The following is a 21534-nucleotide window of genomic DNA, read 5'->3' on the forward strand; positions in this document are numbered from 1 at the left end:
CTACACGAGGGCATTGATTTAGCGCAATTGAAGTTCTTCTGCGCCGTACACCACGTTCAGTGGCTCAATGATGACCTGTTTGGGGCCTTCTTCCACTCGCCCGGCCACCATGGCAGGAATGCCCAGGCTTTCCGATACTTCGACCACGCGTTGCGCATGTTCGGGCGCGACATACAGCGCGAAACCCGCGCCCATGTTCAGGGTGCCGTAGGCCTCGTGGTCGTCCAGTTGGCATTCCTTCTGCATGAAGGCCAGCACCGGGGTCTTTTCGGGCACGGCAGTGATCCGATAAGTCAGGGTCTTGGGGTGCCGCAGCAGCTTGCGCCAGCCGTGGCCGGTCACATTGGCGCAGTAGTGCGCCACGATGCCTTCCTTGGCCAGAGCCTCGGTCACCGGCGAATACAGCACGGTGGGTGCCAGCAAGGCTTCGCCATAGCTTTGGCCGTTACCGATGTCGGTCAGATACCCCTTGGGCAGGCGCTCAGCCAGTTTGCGGGCCAGAGACAGGCCGTTGGCGTGAATGCCGCTGGAGGCCAGCAGCACGATCGCGTCGCCCGCGCCCAGCTTGTCCCCCACGGACAGGCGGCTCTTGGGGTTGATGATGCCCGTGCAGGAGGCGGCCAGGTCGACGCGACCATCGGCCACGATGCCTGCCAGCGCAGGTGTTTCGCCACCGCCCCAGGCGACCTGGCAGGTGTCGCAGGCCTTTTTCCAGCCCGCGACCAAAGCGTTGGCGCGAACCTTGTCGCCAAACCAGTCGGAACCACCCGCCGCCCAGTAGGCTTGCACCACCAGCGGGGTAGCCCCAACGGTGATCAGATCGTTGACGGCCATGGCGATCGTGTCTTGCGCAATGCTGTCGTAGTAACTCTTGCCGGTCAGTTGCGCCATTTCGTCGGCCACCAGCGTTTTGGTGCCCAGGCATTCCACGATCGAGGCCAGATAGAAGGGGCCCACATCGGCCACGTAAGCCGATTCACCGCGCGAAGCCGCCATTTCGCTGAAACCATGGGCAGCCAGGTTGGCGCCGGTTTCTGCCGCAGCACGCTGCGCGGCCACCTTCAACGGATCGATCAAGTCGTAGTTGACACCGGCTTGGTCGTAGGTGAGGGGCGTGTTGGGCTGAGTCATGGCGGGTAAGCGGATGAGGGGAACACGAACAGGCTCGTAGAAAAGCCTAGGGTAATCCGCCATTATCGACGATGCCGGCGGTTTTGTGGGGCTAGACTCGTTACATGAATAGCTTGATCCAGTCTTTGCCCATTCCCATGCAGTCGGCCTTGTTGCTGGTGGCCTCGAATGTGTTCATGACGTTTGCCTGGTACGGGCACCTGAAAAACATGGCCAGCAAGCCGTGGTTTTTCGCGGCTTTTGCCAGCTGGGGCATCGCCTTGTTCGAATACCTGCTGCAGGTGCCAGCCAACCGGGTTGGAGCCCAGACCATGACCGTTGGGCAGCTGAAGGTCATGCAGGAGGTCATCAGCCTGAGCGTGTTTGTGCCCTTCGCGGTTTTCTACCTGGGGCAGCCATTCAAGCTCGACTACATCTGGGCCGCCTTGTGTCTGGTCGGGGCGGCGTACTTCATGTTCCGGGCGTGACGGCATCAAGACATCGGCCCAAGTGTTGACTCACTGGCTGAGCTTGAGCCCTTCCTGAACCTGATACTCAAAGTAGCGTTGGCCTGAAAACGCAATGGTGGCCATCAGCACGGTGGCGCCGATCATCAAGGCCAGTACCACGCCAATCACGGCAGTCCAACCGCTGGGCGCAGGGGTGACACTCGGTTCGAGTCTGGCGTTGAAGCGTGCATGCCATTTCTCATCCGGGGTCAGGCCGTACAGAATCGCATGCAGCATGGTGAAGGCCACGATGCTGCCCAGAATCGGGATCAGCACCCACGACAGTTGGTCGTCTTGCCCCAACTCCAGAGCGCGGTTGACGCCCCACAAGCCCAGCAAGGTTGGCAGGGCATGCAGCCAGCCCCACACGTCGGCCAGCCCATACAGATAGAAGCGGTGCAGGCCCACGGGGCCGCCGATCAGGGCCGCCCAGGTTGCAAGGGTTTTCGATTTGTAGGGGGGCAACATGCGGGATGACTCACACAAAAGGGTTTGAACGCACTATAATCGCGGGCTTTCCGGCACGAGCTGAGTGATTTCCCACGCCAGCATGTATCTAAACGGGTCGGAAAAGTGATTGGGAAAACAGTCAAATCGGTCCGAGGATTCCATCCCGGGCTGAACCCAGGTGGTCTGAACTCGAGTGTCTCCTAGGACAGCCCGCCGCCAAACTATCAAAGGACACATCATGGTCGTGATTCGACTCACTCGCGGTGGCTCTAAGAAGCGCCCTTTCTTCAACATCGTTGCTGCTGATTCGCGCAACCGTCGCGATGGCCGCTTCCTGGAGCGCGTGGGCTTCTACAACCCCATGGCTTCCGGCAAGGCCGAAGGTCTGCGTATCGCTCTGGACCGCGTTGAGTACTGGGTGAGCAACGGCGCTCAAGTGTCTGACACCGTGGCCCGTCTGCTGCGTCAAGCCAAGACCCAGGCCGCTGCTGCCTGATATGTCTGATCGCGCTCAGTCTGCCCCCCTGGTTCTGGAAGACGGTGTTGTCTGGCCAGAAGATGCGGTGGAAGTTGGGCGCATCGTCGATGCCTGGGGCGTCAAAGGCGGGATCAAGGTCCTGCCTTTTTCATCTGACCCCCAGGCTCTTTTCTGCACGAAAAAATGGTTCGTGCGGCCGGCCGAGCCTACAGGCCCGTCCATTGCCAAGCCTTCGGGCAACAAAACTCCGATTGTCAAACCCGCTGCAACTCCGCTTGCTCCGGCGCGTTTGAGTCAGCCCCGCTTGCTGCGAGTCAAGCAAGCGCGTGAGCAAGCCGATGTCATCGTCGCCACCGTTGACGATGTTGAAGACCGCAATGCCGCTGAAGCGCTCAAAGGCGCTCGCGTGTTCGTTTCTCGCTCGGCATTCCCGACGCCTGACAGCGACGAGTACTACTGGGTTGACCTGATTGGCCTGAACGTTGTCAACCGATCCAACGAAGCCTTGGGTGAAGTGGTCGATTTGCTCGACACAGGCCCGACCTGTGTGCTGCGCCTGAAAGCGGCTGACGGCACCGAGCGCATGATTCCCTTTGTGTCGGCCTACATCGATTCCGTCAGCCTGGCGGAGCGTCGTATCGTGGCCGACTGGGGTCTGGACTACTGACGGGCGCCGGACGTGGCCGTTCGTTTCGACGTCATCACCCTGTTTCCCGAACTGTTTGCGCCGTTTCAGACGGTGGGCGTGACCCGGCGCGCGTTTGAATCGCGCGCAGTCGATGTGCATTTGTGGCCTTTGCGCGATCACGCCGAGGGCGTCTATCGCCGTGTCGATGATCGTCCTTTCGGTGGTGGGCCGGGCATGGTCATGCTGGTGGAGCCCCTCGTGCGCGCGTTGCAAGCCATTCGGGCTGATCAGCAGGCAGCTGGTGGCGAGCGCTTGCCTGTGATCCTGTTCAGTCCTGCGGGGCGTCCGCTGACGCAGTCGCGTGTTCAAGCGTTGGCGCAATCCGCTGGTGCGGTGCTGCTGTGTGGTCGCTACGAAGGGGTCGACCAGCGCTTCATTGATGCCTATGTCGATGAAGAGATCAGCCTGGGCGACTATGTCCTGTCAGGTGGCGAGTTGCCAGCGCTGACCCTGATGGATGCCGTGGCGCGTTTGCAGCCTGGTGTGCTGCACGATGCCGCTTCGCATGAGCAAGACAGCTTTTCGGATGGCTTGCTGGATTGTCCTCACTACAGTCGCCCTGAAATGTTGACGCTGCCTGAAGGGCAGGAAATGGGGGTGCCGTCGGTGCTGATGTCCGGTCACCACGCCCACATTGCGCGCTGGCGTCGAGAGCAACAACTGGCCATCACAGCCCGTCGTCGCCCCGAATTGATCGAAGCTGCGCGAGCGCGCGGAGAACTTTCCAAACAGGACGAACACTTTTTGTCAAACTTGCCGCTATAATCTGCGGTTTTCCGATCCTCTACCCGGCCGAATTCATTCCTCGTGGCGCGGGCATGATCACTTAGGAGCCCTTGATGTCGAACATCATTCAGCAGCTCGAGCAAGAAGAAATTGCTCGTCTGAACAAAACCATCCCTTCTTTCGCCCCTGGCGACACCGTGATCGTGTCCGTCAATGTGGTGGAAGGTACCCGCAAGCGCGTTCAGGCTTACGAAGGCGTTGTGATCGCCAAGCGTAACCGCGGTCTGAACTCCAGCTTCATCGTCCGCAAGATCTCCAGCGGCGAAGGCGTTGAGCGTACATTCCAGCTGTACAGCCCGCTGATCGCTTCGATCGAAGTCAAGCGTCGTGGCGATGTCCGTCGCGCCAAGCTGTACTACCTGCGCTCGCGCTCCGGCAAGTCTGCACGTATCAAGGAAAAGCTCGCCTAAGCATCGCTTAGCCATGGCATTCAGCCATGGGGCTTCCCCCAAAAAACCGCCTGTTGCGCAAGCCCAGGCGGTTTTTGCTATCTTGGGCGTCTATGTCTGCATTGTTTGATCCTCAAAAGACGCCGGTCGTGGCCCATGACCATCATCTGCCCCCGGTGCCCCTGGATCGTTTGACGCATCAGGCTTTGGTGCAGCGTTTTGCGCAGCCGCCTGTTTGGCAGCCAGATGTGCTGGCGGACCGCATGGTCCCTGATGGCCCCCGTGTGGCGGCGTCGGTTCTGGTGCCCCTGATCATGCGAGACCAGCCCACCGTGCTGCTGACCCAGCGCCAACCTCATCTGAAGGCCCATGCAGGCCAGATCAGCTTCCCTGGCGGGCGTAGTGAGCCTTCTGATGCGGATGCGGTGTACACCGCCCTGCGCGAGGCGCAGGAAGAGGTAGGCTTGCACCCCGATCGTGTTCAGGTGCTGGGTATGTTGCCAACCTATCGCACCATTTCCGGGTTTGAGGTCACCCCGGTAGTCGGGGCGATTCAGGTGGGGCCGGACGAGTGGCATCAGTTGGCCTTGCAGCCCGATGCCGGTGAGGTGGCCGAGGTATTTGAGGTGCCCTTGGCCTTTTTGATGAATCCTCAGTACCACCAGCGTCGTGCTGTGCCCATGCCGGGCCCTTCCGTGGAATTCTGGGCCATGCCTTGGACCCATCCTGACATCGCGCGGGAGTATTTCATTTGGGGTGCCACAGCCGCGATGTTGCGAAATTTATACCGCTTCCTATCTGCATGAGTCATCGCACCGGTTTCGTGTCGAGGTGGCCGATGCTCCCGCTATGATCTGCGCATGAGCTTTTTTGCCGTGCTGTTCGCCCTGATGATCGAACAGCTCAAGCCTCTCTCGCCACGTAACGTGTTTCACCATGTCCTGTCGGGCTGGGTGCGGTGGGCTGGGCGCAATTTCGATGCGGGTGCCGATGTGCATGCCCGTGTGGTGTGGGTCATCACCGTGGTTGCGCCCGCAGCGGTGCTGGCCATTGCCTACATGGTGGTCAATCGCTACAGCACCGTGCTGGCTTTGGCGCTCGATGTGACGGTGCTGTACTTCACCCTGGGTTTCAGGCAGTTCAGCCATCATTTCACCGACATCCGCGATGCGCTCGAAGAGGGGCGTGAAGAGCGTGCCCGTGAGTTGCTGGCGCGTTGGCAGCACGTGGATGCCAGCGATCTGCCGCGCACCGAGTTGCTTCGCCATGTGCTGGAGTATTCCTTGCTCGCCGCGCACCGCCACGTGTTTGGCGTGTTTTTCTGGTTTGTGGCTTTGTCGACTCTCGGTTTAGGGCCGGCCGGGGCGGTGCTGTATCGTATGGCCGAATTCACCAGCCGTTATTGGTCCTACAAAAGTCATGTGACGGGGACGCAGACCCACGATCGCCTGATGGAATTTTCAACGCGCCTGTTCGGTTGGCTAGACCACGTTCCCTCGCGTTTGACGGCCTTCGGCTTCGCGGTGGTTGGCAATTTTGAAGATGCTGTGGAAACCTGGCGTCGTCACGCAGCCTTATGGGCACGGCCAAACGAAGGCACGATTCTGGCCGCGGCTTCTGGTGCCTTGGGGGTACGCCTTGGGGGGCAGGCAGCACCCAGCGTGGCCGAGCAGCAGGGCGACATGAGCCGGACCTTCTCTCAGGGCGAAGACTCTGAAGTCATTGACGCGGTGGGCAGCACGGCTGGTGCTCCGCCACAGATGGCGCACTTGCGCAGCGTCGTGGCCCTGATCTGGCGATCGGTGGTCTTGTGGATGATGCTGCTGGCCTTGTTGTCGCTGGCGAATTTGATCGGGTGATCTGGCGCCCGGAGGGCACCATAAAAAAACCACCCCTCGGGGTGGTTTTTTGTTGAGGTCGAGCAGACGCTCGACAGGGCCTGGGGAATCAGGCTTGCTTTTTCTTGCGCAGACGGGTCACGACGATGCCGGCGCCAGCCAGAACCAGCGCGACAGAGCTGGGCTCAGGCACGGCGGGGATGTTCACGGCGGCCTTGCTGCCGAAAGTCAGATCGTCGATTTCGAAGCCAGCAGGCTCGCTACCGGTGATGTAGAAGGAAATGCCCGAGATCAGGTTTTGGCCGGTGGATTCAGCCAGACCGTAGAACTCGAAGCCGGTCTTGGTGTTGGTGATGGAGCCCAGGATGGAGCCGTCAGCCTTGAAGGCTTGAATCGAGGTGCCGCCGATGGCGTCAAAGTAACCACCCTTCAGGCCGACTGCAGCCACAGGCTTGCTGAACAGAACCGAGATGGGGCCGTTGAACATGGGCACGCCGCTCAGAGTGGGCGAGGTCGCGCCAGGAGCGCCATCGCTGACGGTGCTGACGGTCACCGAGGTGTCCAGAGTCAGGGGGCCCGAGGGGGCGCCAGTCAGGGTCTTGACCCAGCTGCCGCTCACGGTTTGACCCAGGAAAGCGCCTGCGAACGACACGGTGATGTCGCCCAGACCTTCCAAGCCGGTGAAGTTGAAAACGGGGTTGACGGTGCCCATGGGCACTTCGTCAAAGGTGATCTTGCTAGCCAGCGGGGTGAACGAGCCGGGACCCAGGTCAACCAGGGCGGCGTTGGCAGATGCGGCGGCGCACAGGGCGGCCAGCACCGACATGCGAACGATGGAAGATTTCATGTAGTTACTCCTGTTTAAATGGAAAGATTGCAAAGACCAATCTAACCCAGGGGTTTCTCCGGGTCTATCCCAAACAGGAGTGTTTGCCCCCTTTGAATAGGGGGGAAGTGTGGGGAAAGTGTTTATGTCGTTGGTGACAGGGCCCGGGCGCGCTGAAGCCAGTCTCCCAGCGCGGCCACCATGTCACCTTGACTGAACGAGCAGCTCTCTTCGGTGAACAGGGCGCTCGACTCCAATTGCGAAAGCACTCGTTCCAAGACTTCCAGGTAGCGCGCAGGCAAGGCGGGCTGATGGCTCTGCGCTGCCTGGCGCCACAGACGGGCCAGTTCGGTCAAGCTGAGTTGGCCCGCTGAAAACGCGTTCAAGGTGGGGGCTAGCGAGCTGAGGGTATCGTTCATGGGGTTACCAACGGGTTTGGCTGAGTTCGTCGAACAAGGCGGTGTACAGGCTCATGCGCATGGCGCTGATCTCGCCACGTTCTGCGGCGGCTTTGACTGCGCAACCCGGTTCCTGGCGGTGCGTGCAGTTGTTGAAGCGGCATTCCCCCAGGTGTTTGCCGAGGTCGGGCATGAACTTCGGGAGATCGGTGGGGGCGATGTGGTGCAGGCCAAATTCCTGAAAGCCGGGGGAGTCAATCACGCCCGTTCGACGCTCCGATTCGCCACTGAGGCCTTCCTCCACCCAATACCACTGGCTGGTGGTCGTGGTGTGTCGCCCCGAATTCAGCGCCTGCGAGATTTCGCCGACCTCGGCTCGTGCGTGCGGTGCCAAGGTGTTGATCAGCGTACTTTTCCCCGCGCCGGAGGGGCCCAGAACCAAGGTGGCTTTGCCTTCCATTCGAGGTAGAACCAGCTGCTTGGCTTCGTCTTGGGCCCCTTTCAGGGACAGTTCAAGCACCTCATAGCCCATGGCTCGGTAAGGCGCCAGGCGTTGGCGCGCGGTGTCGGCTCCTGGCAGGTCAATCTTGTTGAGCACGATGCAGACACGGATGCCAGCTGATTCGGCAGCAATCAGCGCACGCGTCAATTGCGCTTCGCTGAAGACAGGTTCGACCGCAATCCACATCAGCAAGAGGTCCAGATTGGCGGCAAACGATTTGCTGCGCCATTCGTCTTGCCGATAGAGCAGGTTCTTGCGCTCTTCGATCTGGACGATGATGCCCTCGTCGGCTTGCTCCTGGGTGAGGTGCCAGGTCACGTGATCACCGACGACGACCTCGCTCTTCTTTCCTCGTGGGTGGCAGATCAGCCGGCGCCCATCGGGTGTTTCCACCACGCAATGGCGGCCATGGGTGGAGACCACCAGGCCGGTTTCGAGTGCCACTTGCGTCTGGTGCGCTTTGCCGCCTGGTGCGGTGCGTTGTTGTCGTTTCATGAGCAGGCATTCACAGCGCGGCCATGGCGGCCAGGCGTTCTGAAGCGGGGGGGTGGGAGTAGTGAAACCGCACGTAAACGGGATCGGGTGTCAGTGTGGCCGAGTTGTCTTTGTAGAGCTTGATGAGGGCGTTGGCCAAGTCTTCCCGTGCCGCCTGCTGGCAGGCGTAGGCGTCAGCCTGGTATTCGTCTCGACGAGAAAAGTAGGCAAAGATGGGCGATACAAAGAACAGAAACGATGGCAGTGCCAGCATGAACAGCAGCAAGGCGAGCGCATCGTTGGGGGCGCTCAGGTTGGGGGTCACACCCAGGCCTTGATAGAACCAGACTTGTCGCGACAGCCAGCCCAGTAGGGCAAAACCCGCCAGGCTCATGGCGAACATCATCACCATGCGCTTGAGCACGTGCTTGTGTTTGAAGTGCCCCAGTTCGTGAGCGAGCACGGCTTCGACTTCGCCGTGGGAGAGCTTCTTGAGCAAGGTGTCAAAGAACACCACCCGTTTGGAGGCGCCTAGCCCGGTGAAGTAGGCGTTGGCGTGGGCGGAGCGGCGGCTGCCGTCCATCACAAACAGGCCTTTGGCTTTGAAGCCGCAACGGTTCATCAGACTGGTGACCCTTTGCGCCAGGTGTTCATCCTGAAGGGGCTCGAATTTGTTGAACAAGGGCGCAATGAAAATCGGGAAGATCACCATCAGCAGGAGGCTGAAGCTCACCCAGGCGACCCAGGCCCACAGCCACCACTGTTGGCCGGCGGCGCCCATCAACCACAGGATGAGGGCAGCAATGGGGGCGCCCAGCATCACACCCACCAAGGTTTGTTTCACCAGATCGCCCAGCCACATGCCCCAACTCATGCGGTTGAAGCCGTGTTTCTGCTCAATGCGAAAGGTGGACCAGGCGCTCAAGGGCAGATCGATCAGCCCGCTGATGAGGCTGAAAGCGCCCAGCAGGGCCAGTTGATAGGTCAGCGCACCCCAATGCGGCAGAGCCGCACCGCGCACGGCCTCATTGAGCGCGTGCAGGCCGCCCAGCAGGGTCCAGCCAATCAGCATGGCTGTGCCCAGAGCGCCAGAGACCAGACCGAAGCGAAGCTTGTCAAGTGTGTAAGCAGCGGCGCGTTGGTGCTGTTCCAGCGAGATTTCGTCAGCAAAAGCGGGGGGCACATGGGTCCGATGGCGGGCCACGTGGCGGATCTGGCGGCTGTCGAGCCACAGCTTGGTGAGCAGGGAGGCCGCGACAAAAGCGGCAAATACCAGGGTCAAGGTCAATGCATGCATGGCCGCAAGTGTAAGAGTTGCTCCACAATCCTGCCGGTTCCCACTGTTCTTGATGAAGACCTTTTCGATGAGCGAGCCCAACGTCTCTGCGCCAGCCCCCGAGCCAACGCCTCCAACTTTGACCCGTAACGACCTGAACCTGATCTGGATCGATCTGGAGATGACCGGGCTGAAGCCACAGACAGACCGCATCATCGAAATCGGTGTGGTGGTGACCAGCCCTGATTTGTCGATCCGCGTGGAGGGCCCCGTGTTTGCCATCCATCAGCCCGACGAAGCGCTCAATGCCATGGATGCCTGGAACAAAGGAACGCATGGCAAGAGTGGCCTGATTGATCGTGTGAAAGCGTCAACGGTGGATGAGGCTCAGGCCAGCCAGGCGGTGATTGCGTTTCTGAAGCAGTATGTTGGGGCCAAGAAATCGCCGATGTGCGGCAATTCGATCTGCCAGGATCGGCGCTTTCTGGCCAACTACATGCCTGAGTTGGAAGCGTTCTTCCACTACCGAAATCTGGATGTGAGCACCCTCAAGGAACTGGCCCGCCGCTGGCGCCCTGGCCTGGTGGAGGGGTTCAAGAAGGCGCAGAAGCACACCGCGATGGCTGACATTCAAGAGTCCATCGACGAACTGGCCTATTACCGCCAGCACTTTTTGGTGATGCCATGAGCGAGCCCAAGATTGTGTCCATGGCTCAGCCCGAAGGGGCCGGGGTGATCGATTACCCGCGCGAAGATCGCCGTGAGATCGGCTGCCCGACGCGGGAGACCTGGACCTTGTATGAATCTGCCGATGGGCTGATGACCGCAGGCATCTGGGCGTGCGAGGTGGGGCGCTGGCGCATAGCCTTTCCGCCTGGCAAGGAAGAGTATTTCTTCGTGCTGGAGGGACATGTGCGCTTGCATGCGCCAGATGGCTGCTGGACCGATGTGTTCGCGGGGCAGGGCGCGATCATTCCAGCCGGTTTTCAGGGGGCGTTTGAAGTGCTGGTCCCTGTGCGCAAGCATTTTGTGGTGGTGGATCGGGCCTGATCACCGTCTGGCCGTGCCAGTCGTGCTTGCGCGTGCAGTCCGGCCCACAAACAAAAACGCCTCGGTGTGAGCCGAGGCGTTCTGGATCAGCGGGCCGACGTGAATCAAGCCTTGTTTTGACGGCGACGGCTCAGGGTCAGCGCGGTCATCAGGCCGGCAGCCACCAGGGCCATGCTTTCGGGCTCAGGCACCGCGGCGATTTCGTTGGCGGTCAGGGCGTGGTTGTACACCTTGAAGGAGGTCAGGGTGCCAGCAGCCTGTTCACGGGAATCGAACTGAACGTCGTCAGCCAGAATCCAGGCGGAGGTCTGACCACCGGTGGTGCCGAACACGGCCACATTGGAGACGTCGTTGAAGCTCAGTTGGAAGGCGCCGTTGATGTAGGCCGAGACCAAGCCGGTGTTGTCACGGGTCAGGGTCAGGCGGGTGCCGATACCTGTACCAGCAGTGCCAGAACCCCAGACCAGATCGTCGCTGGTGGTGGCGAAGGCCAGTTGATCCCAGTAGACGTACAGACCAGCGTCATCGGCGCGGTTGTTGAAGTCAACCAGTTTGCGCCAGCCGCTCAGGTCGTCCAGCTTGAAGGTCATGTCCAGGGTGTACTCGGCGGCATTCACTTCACCCAGCACGTTGATGCCGGTGGTGGTGTAGGCCGGGGTGATGACCGGGGCGGCAACGGCGGCCAGGGCAGCGAAGCTGGTGGCGGCGGCAACGATCAGTTTGCGAAACAGCATGGTGTACTTCCTGTGAAGAATCTGACGCTTGTTGCGTCCTTGTGTGAGATTGTTGCAGGAATGCGGCCTGGGGTGGGGACGGATTTATCCCTCGCTTATGGGGGGCTAACAGGCGACAGTGCGTTCATTTCCCGCCATGCGGAAGTGGCCAGGGCCAGCCAGCCTTCTGGGGTGGCTGCATCGATTTGCAGGCCTAGTGCGCGCCCGGCTTGGCGCAGGCAGTTCAAAGGCGAGCTCAGGTCCAATGGAGCCGCACCATTCTGTTTAGACAGCTTTTCACCGTTGGGGCCCAGAACCAAAGGTGTGTGTCGGTAATGCGGGCGAGGCAGGGCCAGTCGTTGTTGCAACCAGATCTGTCTGGGGGTGTTGTCGGCCAGGTCCTCACCCCGGACGATGTGGGTGACTCCTTGGTCGCCGTCGTCGACCACCACGGCGAGCTGATAGGCCCACAGGCCATCGGCTCGACGGATGACGAAATCACCCACGGCCTCGTCCAGACGCTGACTTTGTGCGCCCAGGCGGTCGTCCATCCAGGCAATCACCCCTTCAGGGCCATCGGGTACCCGCATGCGCCAGGCACGCGCTGGGCGACCTGCAAGCCCTCGGTTTTCGGGGCGGCAGGTACCGGGGTAGATCATGTCGCCGTGTCGGTGGCGGGAGAGCCCGCGTGCGGCATTGGCCTGGGCAATTTCGGCGCGGGTACAGGCGCAGGGGTAGGCGTCGCCTTGTGCAATCAACTGATCCAGCGCACGTTGGTACAGCGCGCTGCGTTGGCTTTGGTACACGATGGGCTCGTCAGCGTGCAAACCGCAGGCCGCCAGCTGTTGGATGATGGTGAGGTCAGCTCCCGGCACGCAGCGTGGGGTGTCGACATCTTCGATGCGGACGAGCCAGGTGCCTTGGTGCGCCCGTGCATCCAGCCAACTGGCCAGTGCGGCGACGAGGGAGCCTGCGTGCAGTGGCCCGGTAGGCGAAGGCGCAAAGCGGCCGATGTAGGGGCGAGAAGACATCACAAAACCAGTCCGTCGTGCATGTCGAGCAAGGCGCGTCGTGTGGTGGGGCTTTCGAGTTGTTGGAGCCACCAGGTCAGGGCGTGCCCTGGCTGACCTGCGGGTTGGCGCCAAGCGTAATGAATGGGTGACCGTCTGGCCGGATGATCGACTTGCTTGTGAATCAGTCGGCCGGCGTTCAGGTGGTCTTCCACCATGGCTTTTGGAAGGAAGCCGCAGCCAATGCCGCGCAGCTGGGCTTCCAGCTTGGCGGCCATGCTGGGCACGGTCAACACGTCTTGGCCTGGCAGGATGCCGACGGTGGTGGGCTCCAGCCCTTTGGCGGTGTCGGCCACGGCCACGATGCGGTGGCGGGCCAATTCGCAAGGGTCAAGCGGCTCAGCCGCCTGGGCCAGCGGATGGTGGGGCGCCACGCACAAGATGAATTCGATCTCGCCCAGGGGCTCAACCCGGATGCCGGGTTGCCCGAGTCGATCGCCCGGCACGCCGATGGCGAGATCGGCTTGACCCGATACCAGTGTTTCCCAGGTGCCGGTCAATACTTCGCTGCGCATTTTCAAGCGGGTGGGCGGCTGCAGCGCGTAGAACGCTTCAATCAGGTCGAACAGGGCTTTGGGAGCCACCGCTTTGTCCAAGGTAACGGTGAGTTCCGCTTCCCAGCCTGAGGCCACGCGCTTGACTCGGTTGGCCACGGCATCCATCTGTTGCAGCAACAGTCGACCCTCACGGAGCAGTTCGTGCCCCGCTGCGGTGAGCTGGGCCTGGCGTGAGCGGCGATCGAACAGCAGCACGTCAAGGGCTTCTTCCAGTTGCCGCACGCTGTAAGTCAGCGCCGAGGGAACCTTACCCAGTTCGCGGGCCGCTGCCGCAAAGCTGCCGGCGCGGTCGATGGTGTCCATCATCAACAGCGCTTCGGGGGTGAGGACGTGATGGCGGTCGGTCATGGTGGCACTGGGCGTTCAAATTCGTTGAATGATGCCATCAGTCCGCCTTACCCACAGACTCGGCGTGGGTGACTACAGTGAGTTCATGTTGGCGCCCGGTAGATGGCAGATGGGCGCCGAGTTCAACAAGGAGATGGACCATGCTGACCCTGCGCCGATCGGACGACCGTGGCTACTTTGATTATGGGTGGCTGCAGACCTTCCACAGCTTTTCGTTTTCCGAGTATCACGACCCAGCCTTCATGGGGTTTGGGCCATTGCGTGTCATCAATGATGATGTGATCGCGCCAGGGCGAGGCTTCGGCATGCACGGTCACCGCGATATGGAAATCGTGACCTATGTGTTGGATGGCGCCTTGTCGCACAAGGACAGTCTGGGCAATGGCGCGGCGATTCTGCCCGGCGATGTGCAGCGCATGAGTGCGGGCAAAGGCATTTTGCACAGTGAGTTCAATCACGATCTGTACAAGCCCACGCATCTGCTGCAGATCTGGATTTTGCCGGCTGAGACAGGGGGCAAGCCCAGCTATGAGCAAAAGCACTTCGACGAGCAGGACAAGCGGGGGCGCCTGCGGCTGGTGGCTTCGCCGGATGGTCGGGATGGCTCCGTCACGATTGGAGCGGATGCGCACCTGAGCGTGGGCCTGTTCGATGGCGACGAGCGCAGCGAGATGGACCTCAACCCGTTTCGCAAGGGCTACGTGCATGTGGCCCGTGGCGAGGTGCGAGTCAATGGCGAGGTCTTGGGTGCAGGCGATGCGATTTTCCTGCAGGACGAGGCTCGATTGGTGATCGAGCAGGGCCGTCAAGCCGAGGTGCTGGTGTTCGACCTGGCGGCGTGAGTGGGCCCCAACCAGCCTCATGGCGAGGCTGGGGGTCAGCTCTGCTGTGCTTCGAGCGTGTAGGCGGCGTGTTCGTCGATGCCGATGGTTTCAACCAGCCATGGGAGGGCTTCGGCCAGGCGGTCGTACAGCGTCCAGGGTGGGTTGATGATGAACATGCCGCTGCCGAAAAGGCCTACGCCGTCACGCGCGGCGCCCTTGACGCGCAAGGTGGCATGCAGCCAGTCGACCTTGGGCATCTCGGCGGCCAGTCGCTTGAGTTGGGCTGGGAACTGCTGCGATTCACGGCGTGCGACCTCGGGGTACCAGACCGCGTAAGTGCCGGTGGCGAAGCGCTCAACCGACTCGCGCAGCGTTTGCAGCACGCGACGGTAGTCGTCTTTGATTTCGTACGGGGGGTCGATGTGGACCAGACCACGCCGGGGTGGCGGGGGCAGGCAGGCTTTCAAACCCAGGAAACCGTCGGCCTGCTGAATGCTCACGCCGCGTCGTACCGATGCGAAATGGCCCTCCAGCAGTTTGATCTCGCTGGGGTGCAGTTCAAACAGCCGCAGGTGGTCGCCCTCGCGCATCATCTGTGCGGCGATTTGCGGTGAGCCGGGGTACCAGTGCAGGCTGTCCTTGTCGTTGACTGCCTGAACCTGGTCCAGGTAAGACTTGACGATGGCCGGGGTGCTGGCCTTGGCGCGCAGCGGCCACAGGGCGTGGATGCCCTCAAGTGACTCGCCACTCTTGGTCGCGTAGCCGCTGGTGAGGTCGTATAGCCCGCCGCCCGCATGGGTGTCGACCACCCAGAAGGGCTTGTCTTTTTGCAGCAGGTGTTCGAGCAATTGCACCAGCACCATGTGTTTGAGCACATCGGCGTGGTTGCCCGCGTGAAAGCCGTGTCGATAACTGAACATGGTCCAAGGGTAGCGGGTTTATGGGGCGGAGGTTCGGTTCGCTCCGTGTTTTTTTGTCTGGCAGCCCAGGCACAGGGGCGTCCATCCGGGGGGCGGGGTCAGCGAGCCAGGAACGCGCGCGCTGCCGCCAGGGTGGCTACGGGGTCTTCTTCCTGGGGAATGTGGCCCAACTCAGGCAGGTGAACCAGCTTGCAGCGAACCAGGTCTCGGCAGAAGTACGGGGCATGCTCTGGCGGGTTCATTTGATCCTTGTCGCCCCACAGAACCAGTGTGGGTTGCTGGATGCGACGGATCAGGTTGGCGCTGTAGCCGATCTGGGCCTGGTCCATGCGCAGGAACAAGGCCTTGCGGTTGCCAACGCGCAGGTTGAGCTGGTAGTAGCGATCGATTTTTTCGGGCGTGACCTTGCTGGGGTCGCCATACACACCGCGCACGGTGGAGGCCACGACGGCTTTGGGCAGAATGCGTTCGGCCACCCAGCGCCAGCCTCGGGCGCCCGCCATCTGGAAACCCAATGGCATCGACAGCGCCGATTGGGGGTAACCATCCGAGTTGATGAGGACCAGTTTGCTGACCCGTTCAGGCGCCAGCACGGTGGTTTGCCAGGCAATTTCGCCTCCCAGGGCGTTGCCAACCAGAATCACCCGTTGAACGCCCAGGGAATCGAGCAGGCGAAGCAGAAAGCGGGTGTAGGAATCGATGCGGTAGTCGCTCTGAGGGCTGGGGCCGGTCAGGCCGAAGCCGGGCAAGTCAAAGGAAATGACGCGGCGGTGCTTCTGCAAATCGGTCTGCCAGCCCTCCCAGGTGTGCAGGCTGGAGGCCATGCCATGAATCAGAACAATGGGGGTGGGGTCGTTGCGCGGGCCGGTGTCTCGAACGTGCACCTGCATGCCGTCGAGTTCAAGAAAAGTGGACGGTTCCGGGGCCCAGCGCGCAACGAGTTCCCCGAGTTGTTTGTCGGGTTGCCAGGTGGCCCAGACACCACCGGCTGACAGAAATCCCAGGGCGATCAGCGCCCACCAGATGCGTTTGATCCAATTCATGCGCGCATCATGCCGTGCTTTTGGCTCAGTTGGATCGCCCAGTCACGCGGGCCACAAAGGCCAGTGTCTGCTTCAGAGACTCTCGCGCCTCGGGCAACAAGACCATGGTGGGCCAGACGTGTGGCATGCGCGGCTTGAGGTGCAATTCGCTTTGAACACCCTGTTGTTGAGCCTTGGCATGGGTGCGGCGTGAGTCATCGAGCAGGATTTCGTGTTCGCTGGCGTGGAACATCAGCGGGGGCAGTCCACTGAGATCGGCGAACAGAGGCGAGGCCAGCGGGGTGTCAGTCGGTTGCCCCGCCAGGTAGAACGCCGCGGCCTGAGGCAAAGCCTGGGGCTCGAACATGGCGTCGGCCTTGGCTTGTGTGCGCATGGTGTCGCCAGAACAGCTCAGATCAGTCCATGGCGAGAACAGGAATGCACCTGCGGGCAAAGGCAGACCTCGGTCGCGAGCCGCTATCAGCGTGGCGAGGGTCAAGCCGCCGCCTGCCGAGTCGCCCCCGAAGACCACGTTGGCCGGATCGATGCCTTGGGCCAGCAAGGCTTGCCACCAAGCCAGAGCGTCGTCCACTGCTGCTGGAAAAACATGCTCCGGGGCCAGGCGGTAGTCCACCGACAGCACCTGAGCCTGCCCATGTTTGGCCAGGTAGGCGCAAACAGGGCGGTGCGTTTCCAGTCCGCAGAAGAAATAGCCGCCGCCATGGAAATAAAGGATGGTGGTTTGGGGCTGGGTCACTTTGAGCCACTCGGCGGCACACAAGCCTTGGCCCGGTTGAGCCGGCACCGGTTGGTGGGAAACCTCCTTGGGCACAGGTGGGTTGCGCTTGGCCATCTTGTTGACCATGTGGCGTGCGCGGGGCACATTGACTGGGCCGCGACACTCGCGTTTGAAGGTGAATCGCAATAGCCAATTGGTCAGGGTTGCCTGGATGCTCATGGGCAGAACTGCTTGATTTTTGACAATGATTGTTGTCACACTAGCTGTGACAATGGTTCGTGTCAATATAGCGATCCCTATGACCTCATCAGCCCCTGAACCCACGCTCAGCCGTCGTCGCTACGGCGGGGTGCTGCCCGAAGAGCGGCAGCGCCAGCGGCGTGCGAAATTGATCGAAGGTGCCATTGATGTGTTTGGCACCAAAGGCTTTCATGCCTCGACCGTGCGCGAAGTCTGCGTGGCAGCGCATTTGACCGAGCGGTATTTCTACGAGTCGTTCAAGACCCTGTCGGAGTTGTTCATTGCCGTCTACGGAGAAATGCGGCAGCAACTCATGGATCGGACCTTGCGGGTGGTGGATGCTCACCAGCACCAGCCTGTGGAACTGGTTGAATCGTCGTTGCGGGTGTTTCTGGAATTCATTCGGGAAGACCCACGGCGCGGGCAGATCATGCTGGTCGATGCGCTGGGCATCAACAGCGAGGTGACCCGTCTCAGTGGCAGCACGGCGCGAGACTATGGCACGTTGGTTCGGAAACGACTGATGGCAATGGTGCATCCCGATATGGCCGAGGAGGTGGATCTGGCCTTGCTGTCTGACGGCATGGTCGGTCTCAACATCTTGCTGGCCACCCGGTGGATGCAGGACGGGTTCCGTACGCCCATCGACAAGGTGGTTCGCACCAACACCTTGCCCTACATCGGCTTGATCAAGTTGCTGGGCCAAGGACGGGCGAGCGGCTAAATCGTCACCAGACTGAGGGGGCGAGTTGCGGCCCTTCTTACAATGCCGGGATGGCATTCGTACACCTGCGCTCCCACACCGAGTTTTCCGTTGTTGACGGTACCGTTCGCATCGACGACCTGATCAAGGCCGCCGCGAAGGACAATCAGCCCGCGGTGGCCGTGACCGATCTGAGCAACTTGTTCGGGGCGGTCAAGCTGTACTCGGGGGCGCGGAAAAAGGGTGTTCAGCCCATCATTGGTGCGGACGTCTGGTTGGAGCCGGAAGAGCCTGGCAAGACACCTGCTCGTATCCTGCTGCTGATTCAGAACAAGCAAGGTTATTTGCGCTTGTGCGAGCTGCTGGGCGAGGCCTGGACCGCGCCGGGGCAGCGTACCCATGCGTGGGTGTACTGGAAATCGCTGGCCGAAAACAACACCGGCCTGATCTGCCTCTCAGGCGCCGACCTGGGGCCCGTGGGGCAGGCCATTCTGAATGGCGACAACGCCAAGGCCGAAGCCTGGGCGCGCAAGCTGGCTGAGACCTTCCCTGGGCGTTTTTACATTGAGCTGCAACGGGCGGGGCATGCCACCAACGAAGCTCACATCCGTGGTGCGGTGCCGCTGGCCGCGAAACTGGGCTTGCCCGTGGTGGCCACCCACCCCATTCAGTTTCAAACGCCCGACGATTTCGAGGCGCACGAAGCCCGCGTCTGTATTGCCGAAGGCGAGACCTTGGGCAACCCGCGTCGGGTTAAGCGCTTCACCAAAGAGCAGTACTTCAAGACCACCGAGCAGATGGAGGCCTTGTTTGCCGACATCCCCTCGGCGATTGCCAACACGGTGGCCATTGCCCGACGCTGCTCGCTGACCCTGGTGCTGGGCAAACCTCAGTTGCCCGACTTTCCCACGCCGATCATGCCTGACGGCAAGCCTCAGCCCATGGACGAATTTTTCCGTGAGCTGTCGCACCAGGGCTTGGAAGAGCGCCTGATCCACCTGTTCCCCGACGAGGCCGAGCGCAATGCCATGCGCCCGCAGTACGTGGAGCGCTTGGACTTCGAGATCAACACGATCCTGAAGATGGGCTTTCCGGGCTACTTCCTGATCGTGCAGGACTTCATCAACTGGGCCAAGAACAATGGCTGTCCTGTGGGGCCGGGCCGGGGCTCGGGTGCCGGTTCCTTGGTGGCGTACGCGCTCAAGATCACCGACCTGGATCCGCTCAAGTACAACCTGCTGTTCGAGCGCTTCCTGAATCCCGAGCGCGTGTCGATGCCTGACTTCGACATCGACTTCTGCCAAGGCAACCGCGATCGCGTCATTGACTACGTGAAGGATCGCTATGGCCGCGAGGCCGTGTCGCAGATCGCCACCTTCGGCACCATGGCGGCGAAGGCCGCCCTGCGCGACGTGGGCCGCGTGCTTGGCATGGGCTATGGCCATGTGGACAGCATTGCCAAGCTGATTCCGGCGCCCCCCGGCAAAACGGTGACCTTGGCCAAGCTGCCTCCTGACTTTGACCCGGACAAGGCCAAAGTCATCTACGCCCGCCACGAGGCGCCTGAACTCAACGAGCGCGAAAAGGCCGAAGAAGAAGTGGCTGCGCTGTTGGAGTTGGCCGAGCGTGTGGAAGGCATGGTCCGCAACATCGGCATGCACGCGGGGGGCGTGTTGATTGCGCCCGGCAAGATCACCGACTTCTGCCCGCTGTACCAACAGCCGGGTAGCGACTCGGCCGTGAGCCAGTACGACAAGGACGACGTGGAGCAAATTGGCCTGGTGAAGTTCGACTTCCTGGGTCTGGCCACCTTGACCATTCTGGAAACGGCCAAAGAGTTCATCATGGCCCGCCACCCGGACCAGAAGGACTTCGACTTCGCCAAGATCCCGCTCGATGACGCGCCGACCTACCGCCTGTTGTCCGAGGGCAAGACGGTTGCCGTGTTCCAGTTGGAATCCCGCGGGATGCAGGGCATGCTGCGCGATGCCAAACCCAGCGTCTTCGAGGACATCATCGCGCTGGTGGCGCTTTACCGTCCGGGCCCAATGGACCTGATCCCCTCCTTCTGTGCGCGTAAGCATGGCAAGGAAGAGGTGACCTATCCGCATCCTCTCATGGAGGCCGTGCTTTCCGAAACCTACGGGATCATGGTGTACCAGGAGCAGGTGATGCAGGTGGCGCAGCGCCTGGGCGGCTATTCGCTCGGCGGCGCCGACTTGCTGCGCCGGGCGATGGGTAAGAAGAAGGTCGAGGAAATGCAGCACCACCGCAGTCTGTTTGCGGAAGGTGCGGCCAAGAATGGCATCAGTGAACAACTGGCCAACGAAATCTTCGACTTGATGGAGAAGTTCGCGGGCTACGGCTTCAACAAGTCGCACGCGGCTGCGTATGCCTTGCTGGCGTATCACACGGCCTGGCTCAAGCACCACTACACCGCTGAATTCTTCGCAGGCAACATGACGATTGCCAGCGATGACACCGACAAGCTCAAGATCTTCCACGACGATGCTGTGGGCAACTTCGGCATCACCTTCTCGCCGCCCAATGTGAACGAAGGCGAGTGGCGCTTCATTCCTACCGGCAACAAGTCGATTTGCTACGCCTTGGGGGCAGTCAAAGGCACAGGTCAGGGCGCCATCGAGGCCATCGTGGCCGAGCGCAAGGCCAACGGGCCCTACAAGAGCTTCTTCGACTTCTGTTCCCGTGTAGACCGCAAGCTGGTGAACAAGCGGGTGGTGGAAGCCTTGATCAAGGCCGGTGCGTTCGACACCATGGTCGAGAACCGTGCCGCCTTGCTGGCCAGCGTGTCACTGGCCTTTGAGTATGCCGACACCCTGGCAGCCAATGCGGACCAAGGTGGCTTGTTTGATTTTGGCGATAGCCATGCGGCTTCCACCAATGAGCCTGATCTGGTGCCCACCGAACCGTGGACGCTGAAAGAAAAACTGAGCCTGGAGAAGACGGCCATTGGCTTCTTCCTGACGGCCCACTTGTTTGATGAGGCCGAAAGCGAAGTGCGACGCTTTGCCAAACAACGCATCAGTGACCTCAAAGACAGCCGAGATCCGCAGGTGGTGGCCGGCATCATCAGCGACTTGCGCGTCATCAACGGCACGCGGGGGCGTGTGGCCATCTTCAAGGTAGACGACAAGAGCGAAACCATTGAGGCCGTGGCCAACCAGGAAACGCTGGACGCCAACAAGGACCTGCTCAAGGACGATGAACTGGTCATCATCCAGGGCAAGGTGCAAACCGACCGTTTCTCAGGTGGCTTGCGCTTGAACGTGCAGCAGGTGTTTGGACTGGGCACTGCGCGTTGCCGCTATGCCCGTTTCGTGCGCCTGACGGCCAAAGGTGACAAGCTACCGCTGGCCGAAGTGCTGCGCGAGTATCCGGCCAAAGTGATCGAGGCACCCCAGCCTGATCTGCCCGACACCCGCCAGGGCTTGCCTGTGCGTGTGGTGGTGGAACGCCGCACGGCCGATGTGGCTGCGCGGGGAGAGTTGGACTTGGGCGAATCGGCCATGCTGTTCCCCAGCGACCAGGCTCTGGCGCGTCTCAAGGAATTGATGCCTGACGCGCAGCCGCAATTGGTTTACGGCGAGGGCTGACCCCCGCTGG

General features: G+C 61.2%; 24 protein-coding genes. 12 read left to right on the forward strand and 12 right to left on the reverse strand.

All coding sequences use genetic code 11. The annotated features are described in order from the left end of the window. Nucleotides 1-18 precede the first annotated feature (18 nt). Nucleotides 19-1131, reverse strand: coding sequence for an AIR synthase-related protein (locus tag VFW72_RS00890; protein WP_329672374.1), 1113 nt, complete (start codon nucleotides 1129-1131; stop codon nucleotides 19-21). Nucleotides 1132-1235: 104 nt separating this feature from the next. Between VFW72_RS00890 and VFW72_RS00895 the strand changes: the two genes are divergently transcribed. Further along, nucleotides 1236-1598, forward strand: coding sequence for a DMT family protein (locus VFW72_RS00895; RefSeq protein WP_329672375.1), 363 nt, complete (start codon nucleotides 1236-1238; stop codon nucleotides 1596-1598). A gap of 30 nt (nucleotides 1599-1628) precedes the next feature. Here the strand turns inward: VFW72_RS00895 and VFW72_RS00900 are convergent, their stop codons facing one another. Then, nucleotides 1629-2087, reverse strand: coding sequence for a hypothetical protein (locus tag VFW72_RS00900; RefSeq protein WP_329672376.1), 459 nt, complete (start codon nucleotides 2085-2087; stop codon nucleotides 1629-1631). A 220-nt stretch (nucleotides 2088-2307) separates the two neighbouring features. Here VFW72_RS00900 and rpsP point away from each other — a divergent pair, with 220 nt between their 5' ends. The 6 genes from rpsP (at nucleotide 2308) to VFW72_RS00930 (ending at nucleotide 6269) form a co-directional block, all read left to right on the forward strand. Then, nucleotides 2308-2565 (forward strand): 30S ribosomal protein S16, encoded by a 258-nt coding sequence (gene rpsP, locus VFW72_RS00905; protein WP_329672377.1) that lies wholly within the window; start codon nucleotides 2308-2310, stop codon nucleotides 2563-2565. Between the two features lies 1 nt (nucleotide 2566). Further along, nucleotides 2567-3214 (forward strand): ribosome maturation factor RimM, encoded by a 648-nt coding sequence (rimM, locus tag VFW72_RS00910; protein ID WP_329672378.1) that lies wholly within the window; start codon nucleotides 2567-2569, stop codon nucleotides 3212-3214. A 12-nt stretch (nucleotides 3215-3226) separates the two neighbouring features. After that, nucleotides 3227-4000, forward strand: coding sequence for a tRNA (guanosine(37)-N1)-methyltransferase TrmD (gene trmD / locus VFW72_RS00915; RefSeq protein ID WP_329672379.1), 774 nt, complete (start codon nucleotides 3227-3229; stop codon nucleotides 3998-4000). Nucleotides 4001-4074: 74 nt separating this feature from the next. Next, nucleotides 4075-4431: a 50S ribosomal protein L19 gene (rplS, locus tag VFW72_RS00920; protein ID WP_329672380.1), complete on the forward strand. Its 357-nt coding sequence runs from the start codon at nucleotides 4075-4077 to the stop codon at nucleotides 4429-4431. Nucleotides 4432-4523: 92 nt separating this feature from the next. Continuing rightward, entirely contained in the window at nucleotides 4524-5216 is a 693-nt protein-coding gene (locus VFW72_RS00925; protein ID WP_329672381.1) for a CoA pyrophosphatase, read from the forward strand. A gap of 54 nt (nucleotides 5217-5270) precedes the next feature. Further along, nucleotides 5271-6269 carry a CobD/CbiB family protein gene (locus VFW72_RS00930; protein WP_329672382.1) on the forward strand — a complete coding sequence of 333 codons (999 nt, stop codon included), beginning with the start codon at nucleotides 5271-5273 and terminating at the stop codon, nucleotides 6267-6269. 88 nt (nucleotides 6270-6357) lie between these two features. Here VFW72_RS00930 and VFW72_RS00935 read toward each other — a convergent pair whose 3' ends face one another. The 4 genes from VFW72_RS00935 to VFW72_RS00950 form a co-directional block, all read right to left on the reverse strand. Further along, nucleotides 6358-7095 carry a PEP-CTERM sorting domain-containing protein gene (locus VFW72_RS00935; RefSeq protein WP_329672383.1) on the reverse strand — a complete coding sequence of 246 codons (738 nt, stop codon included), beginning with the start codon at nucleotides 7093-7095 and terminating at the stop codon, nucleotides 6358-6360. A gap of 122 nt (nucleotides 7096-7217) precedes the next feature. Beyond that, on the reverse strand, nucleotides 7218-7493 hold the full coding sequence (locus VFW72_RS00940) for a hypothetical protein (RefSeq protein WP_329672384.1): 276 nt from the start codon (nucleotides 7491-7493) through the stop codon (nucleotides 7218-7220). A gap of 4 nt (nucleotides 7494-7497) precedes the next feature. Further along, on the reverse strand, nucleotides 7498-8469 hold the full coding sequence (gene rsgA / locus VFW72_RS00945; protein ID WP_329672385.1) for a ribosome small subunit-dependent GTPase A: 972 nt from the start codon (nucleotides 8467-8469) through the stop codon (nucleotides 7498-7500). A gap of 10 nt (nucleotides 8470-8479) precedes the next feature. Further along, nucleotides 8480-9745, reverse strand: coding sequence for a M48 family metallopeptidase (locus tag VFW72_RS00950; RefSeq protein ID WP_329672386.1), 1266 nt, complete (start codon nucleotides 9743-9745; stop codon nucleotides 8480-8482). Between the two features lie 67 nt (nucleotides 9746-9812). Between VFW72_RS00950 and orn the strand changes: the two genes are divergently transcribed. After that, nucleotides 9813-10412 (forward strand): oligoribonuclease, encoded by a 600-nt coding sequence (gene orn / locus VFW72_RS00955; RefSeq protein WP_329672387.1) that lies wholly within the window; start codon nucleotides 9813-9815, stop codon nucleotides 10410-10412. Continuing rightward, nucleotides 10409-10774, forward strand: coding sequence for a cupin domain-containing protein (locus VFW72_RS00960; protein ID WP_329672388.1), 366 nt, complete (start codon nucleotides 10409-10411; stop codon nucleotides 10772-10774). The genes orn and VFW72_RS00960 overlap by 4 nt, the downstream gene beginning before the upstream one ends. 104 nt (nucleotides 10775-10878) lie before the next feature. Here the strand turns inward: VFW72_RS00960 and VFW72_RS00965 are convergent, their stop codons facing one another. From VFW72_RS00965 to VFW72_RS00975, 3 genes are all read right to left on the reverse strand, one after another. After that, nucleotides 10879-11508: a LamG-like jellyroll fold domain-containing protein gene (locus tag VFW72_RS00965; RefSeq protein WP_329672389.1), complete on the reverse strand. Its 630-nt coding sequence runs from the start codon at nucleotides 11506-11508 to the stop codon at nucleotides 10879-10881. Nucleotides 11509-11603: 95 nt separating this feature from the next. After that, on the reverse strand, nucleotides 11604-12518 hold the full coding sequence (gene gluQRS / locus VFW72_RS00970) for a tRNA glutamyl-Q(34) synthetase GluQRS (protein WP_329672390.1): 915 nt from the start codon (nucleotides 12516-12518) through the stop codon (nucleotides 11604-11606). Beyond that, nucleotides 12518-13462, reverse strand: a complete 945-nt coding sequence (locus VFW72_RS00975; protein WP_329672391.1) for a LysR family transcriptional regulator — start codon at nucleotides 13460-13462, stop codon at nucleotides 12518-12520. Before VFW72_RS00975 ends, gluQRS begins: the two co-directional genes overlap by 1 nt. Before the next feature lie 140 nt (nucleotides 13463-13602). On the opposite strand from VFW72_RS00975, the gene VFW72_RS00980 reads away from it, so the two are divergent. Continuing rightward, nucleotides 13603-14304, forward strand: coding sequence for a pirin family protein (locus VFW72_RS00980; RefSeq protein ID WP_329672392.1), 702 nt, complete (start codon nucleotides 13603-13605; stop codon nucleotides 14302-14304). 35 nt (nucleotides 14305-14339) lie between these two features. On the opposite strand, the gene VFW72_RS00985 is transcribed toward VFW72_RS00980, so the two are convergent. The 3 genes from VFW72_RS00985 to VFW72_RS00995 all read right to left on the reverse strand — a co-directional run bounded on the left by VFW72_RS00985 (nucleotide 14340) and on the right by VFW72_RS00995 (nucleotide 17186). Then, nucleotides 14340-15206 carry a 23S rRNA (adenine(2030)-N(6))-methyltransferase RlmJ gene (locus tag VFW72_RS00985; protein WP_329672393.1) on the reverse strand — a complete coding sequence of 289 codons (867 nt, stop codon included), beginning with the start codon at nucleotides 15204-15206 and terminating at the stop codon, nucleotides 14340-14342. 98 nt (nucleotides 15207-15304) lie between these two features. Further along, a complete protein-coding gene (locus VFW72_RS00990) occupies nucleotides 15305-16249 on the reverse strand; it encodes an alpha/beta hydrolase (protein WP_329672394.1) in 945 nt (314 codons plus the stop codon). Between the two features lie 25 nt (nucleotides 16250-16274). Next, on the reverse strand, nucleotides 16275-17186 hold the full coding sequence (locus VFW72_RS00995) for an alpha/beta hydrolase (RefSeq protein ID WP_329672395.1): 912 nt from the start codon (nucleotides 17184-17186) through the stop codon (nucleotides 16275-16277). 79 nt (nucleotides 17187-17265) lie between these two features. Here VFW72_RS00995 and VFW72_RS01000 point away from each other — a divergent pair, with 79 nt between their 5' ends. Both VFW72_RS01000 and dnaE read left to right on the forward strand, forming a co-directional pair. Beyond that, nucleotides 17266-17931, forward strand: a complete 666-nt coding sequence (locus VFW72_RS01000; protein ID WP_329672396.1) for a TetR/AcrR family transcriptional regulator — start codon at nucleotides 17266-17268, stop codon at nucleotides 17929-17931. Between the two features lie 50 nt (nucleotides 17932-17981). Next, on the forward strand, nucleotides 17982-21524 hold the full coding sequence (gene dnaE, locus VFW72_RS01005; protein ID WP_329672397.1) for a DNA polymerase III subunit alpha: 3543 nt from the start codon (nucleotides 17982-17984) through the stop codon (nucleotides 21522-21524). Nucleotides 21525-21534 lie beyond the last annotated feature (10 nt).

Source organism: Aquabacterium sp. (assembly GCF_036273115.1).
In the GTDB taxonomy this organism is placed as follows: domain Bacteria; phylum Pseudomonadota; class Gammaproteobacteria; order Burkholderiales; family Burkholderiaceae_C; genus Aquabacterium.

Bases quoted from the DNA above. Each gene is read 5' to 3' on its own strand.
- VFW72_RS00890 (WP_329672374.1), bottom strand. From the start codon at position 1,131: ATGACTCAGCCCAACACGCCCCTCACCTACGACCAAGCCGGTGTCAAC.
- VFW72_RS00895 (WP_329672375.1), top strand. From the start codon at position 1,236: ATGAATAGCTTGATCCAGTCTTTGCCCATTCCCATGCAGTCGGCCTTG.
- VFW72_RS00900 (WP_329672376.1), bottom strand. From the start codon at position 2,087: ATGTTGCCCCCCTACAAATCGAAAACCCTTGCAACCTGGGCGGCCCTG.
- rpsP (WP_329672377.1), top strand. From the start codon at position 2,308: ATGGTCGTGATTCGACTCACTCGCGGTGGCTCTAAGAAGCGCCCTTTC.
- rimM (WP_329672378.1), top strand. From the start codon at position 2,567: ATGTCTGATCGCGCTCAGTCTGCCCCCCTGGTTCTGGAAGACGGTGTT.
- rplS (WP_329672380.1), top strand. From the start codon at position 4,075: ATGTCGAACATCATTCAGCAGCTCGAGCAAGAAGAAATTGCTCGTCTG.
- VFW72_RS00925 (WP_329672381.1), top strand. From the start codon at position 4,524: ATGTCTGCATTGTTTGATCCTCAAAAGACGCCGGTCGTGGCCCATGAC.
- VFW72_RS00930 (WP_329672382.1), top strand. From the start codon at position 5,271: ATGAGCTTTTTTGCCGTGCTGTTCGCCCTGATGATCGAACAGCTCAAG.
- VFW72_RS00935 (WP_329672383.1), bottom strand. From the start codon at position 7,095: ATGAAATCTTCCATCGTTCGCATGTCGGTGCTGGCCGCCCTGTGCGCC.
- VFW72_RS00940 (WP_329672384.1), bottom strand. From the start codon at position 7,493: ATGAACGATACCCTCAGCTCGCTAGCCCCCACCTTGAACGCGTTTTCA.
- rsgA (WP_329672385.1), bottom strand. From the start codon at position 8,469: ATGAAACGACAACAACGCACCGCACCAGGCGGCAAAGCGCACCAGACG.
- VFW72_RS00950 (WP_329672386.1), bottom strand. From the start codon at position 9,745: ATGCATGCATTGACCTTGACCCTGGTATTTGCCGCTTTTGTCGCGGCC.
- orn (WP_329672387.1), top strand. From the start codon at position 9,813: ATGAGCGAGCCCAACGTCTCTGCGCCAGCCCCCGAGCCAACGCCTCCA.
- VFW72_RS00960 (WP_329672388.1), top strand. From the start codon at position 10,409: ATGAGCGAGCCCAAGATTGTGTCCATGGCTCAGCCCGAAGGGGCCGGG.
- VFW72_RS00965 (WP_329672389.1), bottom strand. From the start codon at position 11,508: ATGCTGTTTCGCAAACTGATCGTTGCCGCCGCCACCAGCTTCGCTGCC.
- gluQRS (WP_329672390.1), bottom strand. From the start codon at position 12,518: ATGTCTTCTCGCCCCTACATCGGCCGCTTTGCGCCTTCGCCTACCGGG.
- VFW72_RS00975 (WP_329672391.1), bottom strand. From the start codon at position 13,462: ATGACCGACCGCCATCACGTCCTCACCCCCGAAGCGCTGTTGATGATG.
- VFW72_RS00980 (WP_329672392.1), top strand. From the start codon at position 13,603: ATGCTGACCCTGCGCCGATCGGACGACCGTGGCTACTTTGATTATGGG.
- VFW72_RS00985 (WP_329672393.1), bottom strand. From the start codon at position 15,206: ATGTTCAGTTATCGACACGGCTTTCACGCGGGCAACCACGCCGATGTG.
- VFW72_RS00990 (WP_329672394.1), bottom strand. From the start codon at position 16,249: ATGAATTGGATCAAACGCATCTGGTGGGCGCTGATCGCCCTGGGATTT.
- VFW72_RS00995 (WP_329672395.1), bottom strand. From the start codon at position 17,186: ATGAGCATCCAGGCAACCCTGACCAATTGGCTATTGCGATTCACCTTC.
- VFW72_RS01000 (WP_329672396.1), top strand. From the start codon at position 17,266: ATGACCTCATCAGCCCCTGAACCCACGCTCAGCCGTCGTCGCTACGGC.
- dnaE (WP_329672397.1), top strand. From the start codon at position 17,982: ATGGCATTCGTACACCTGCGCTCCCACACCGAGTTTTCCGTTGTTGAC.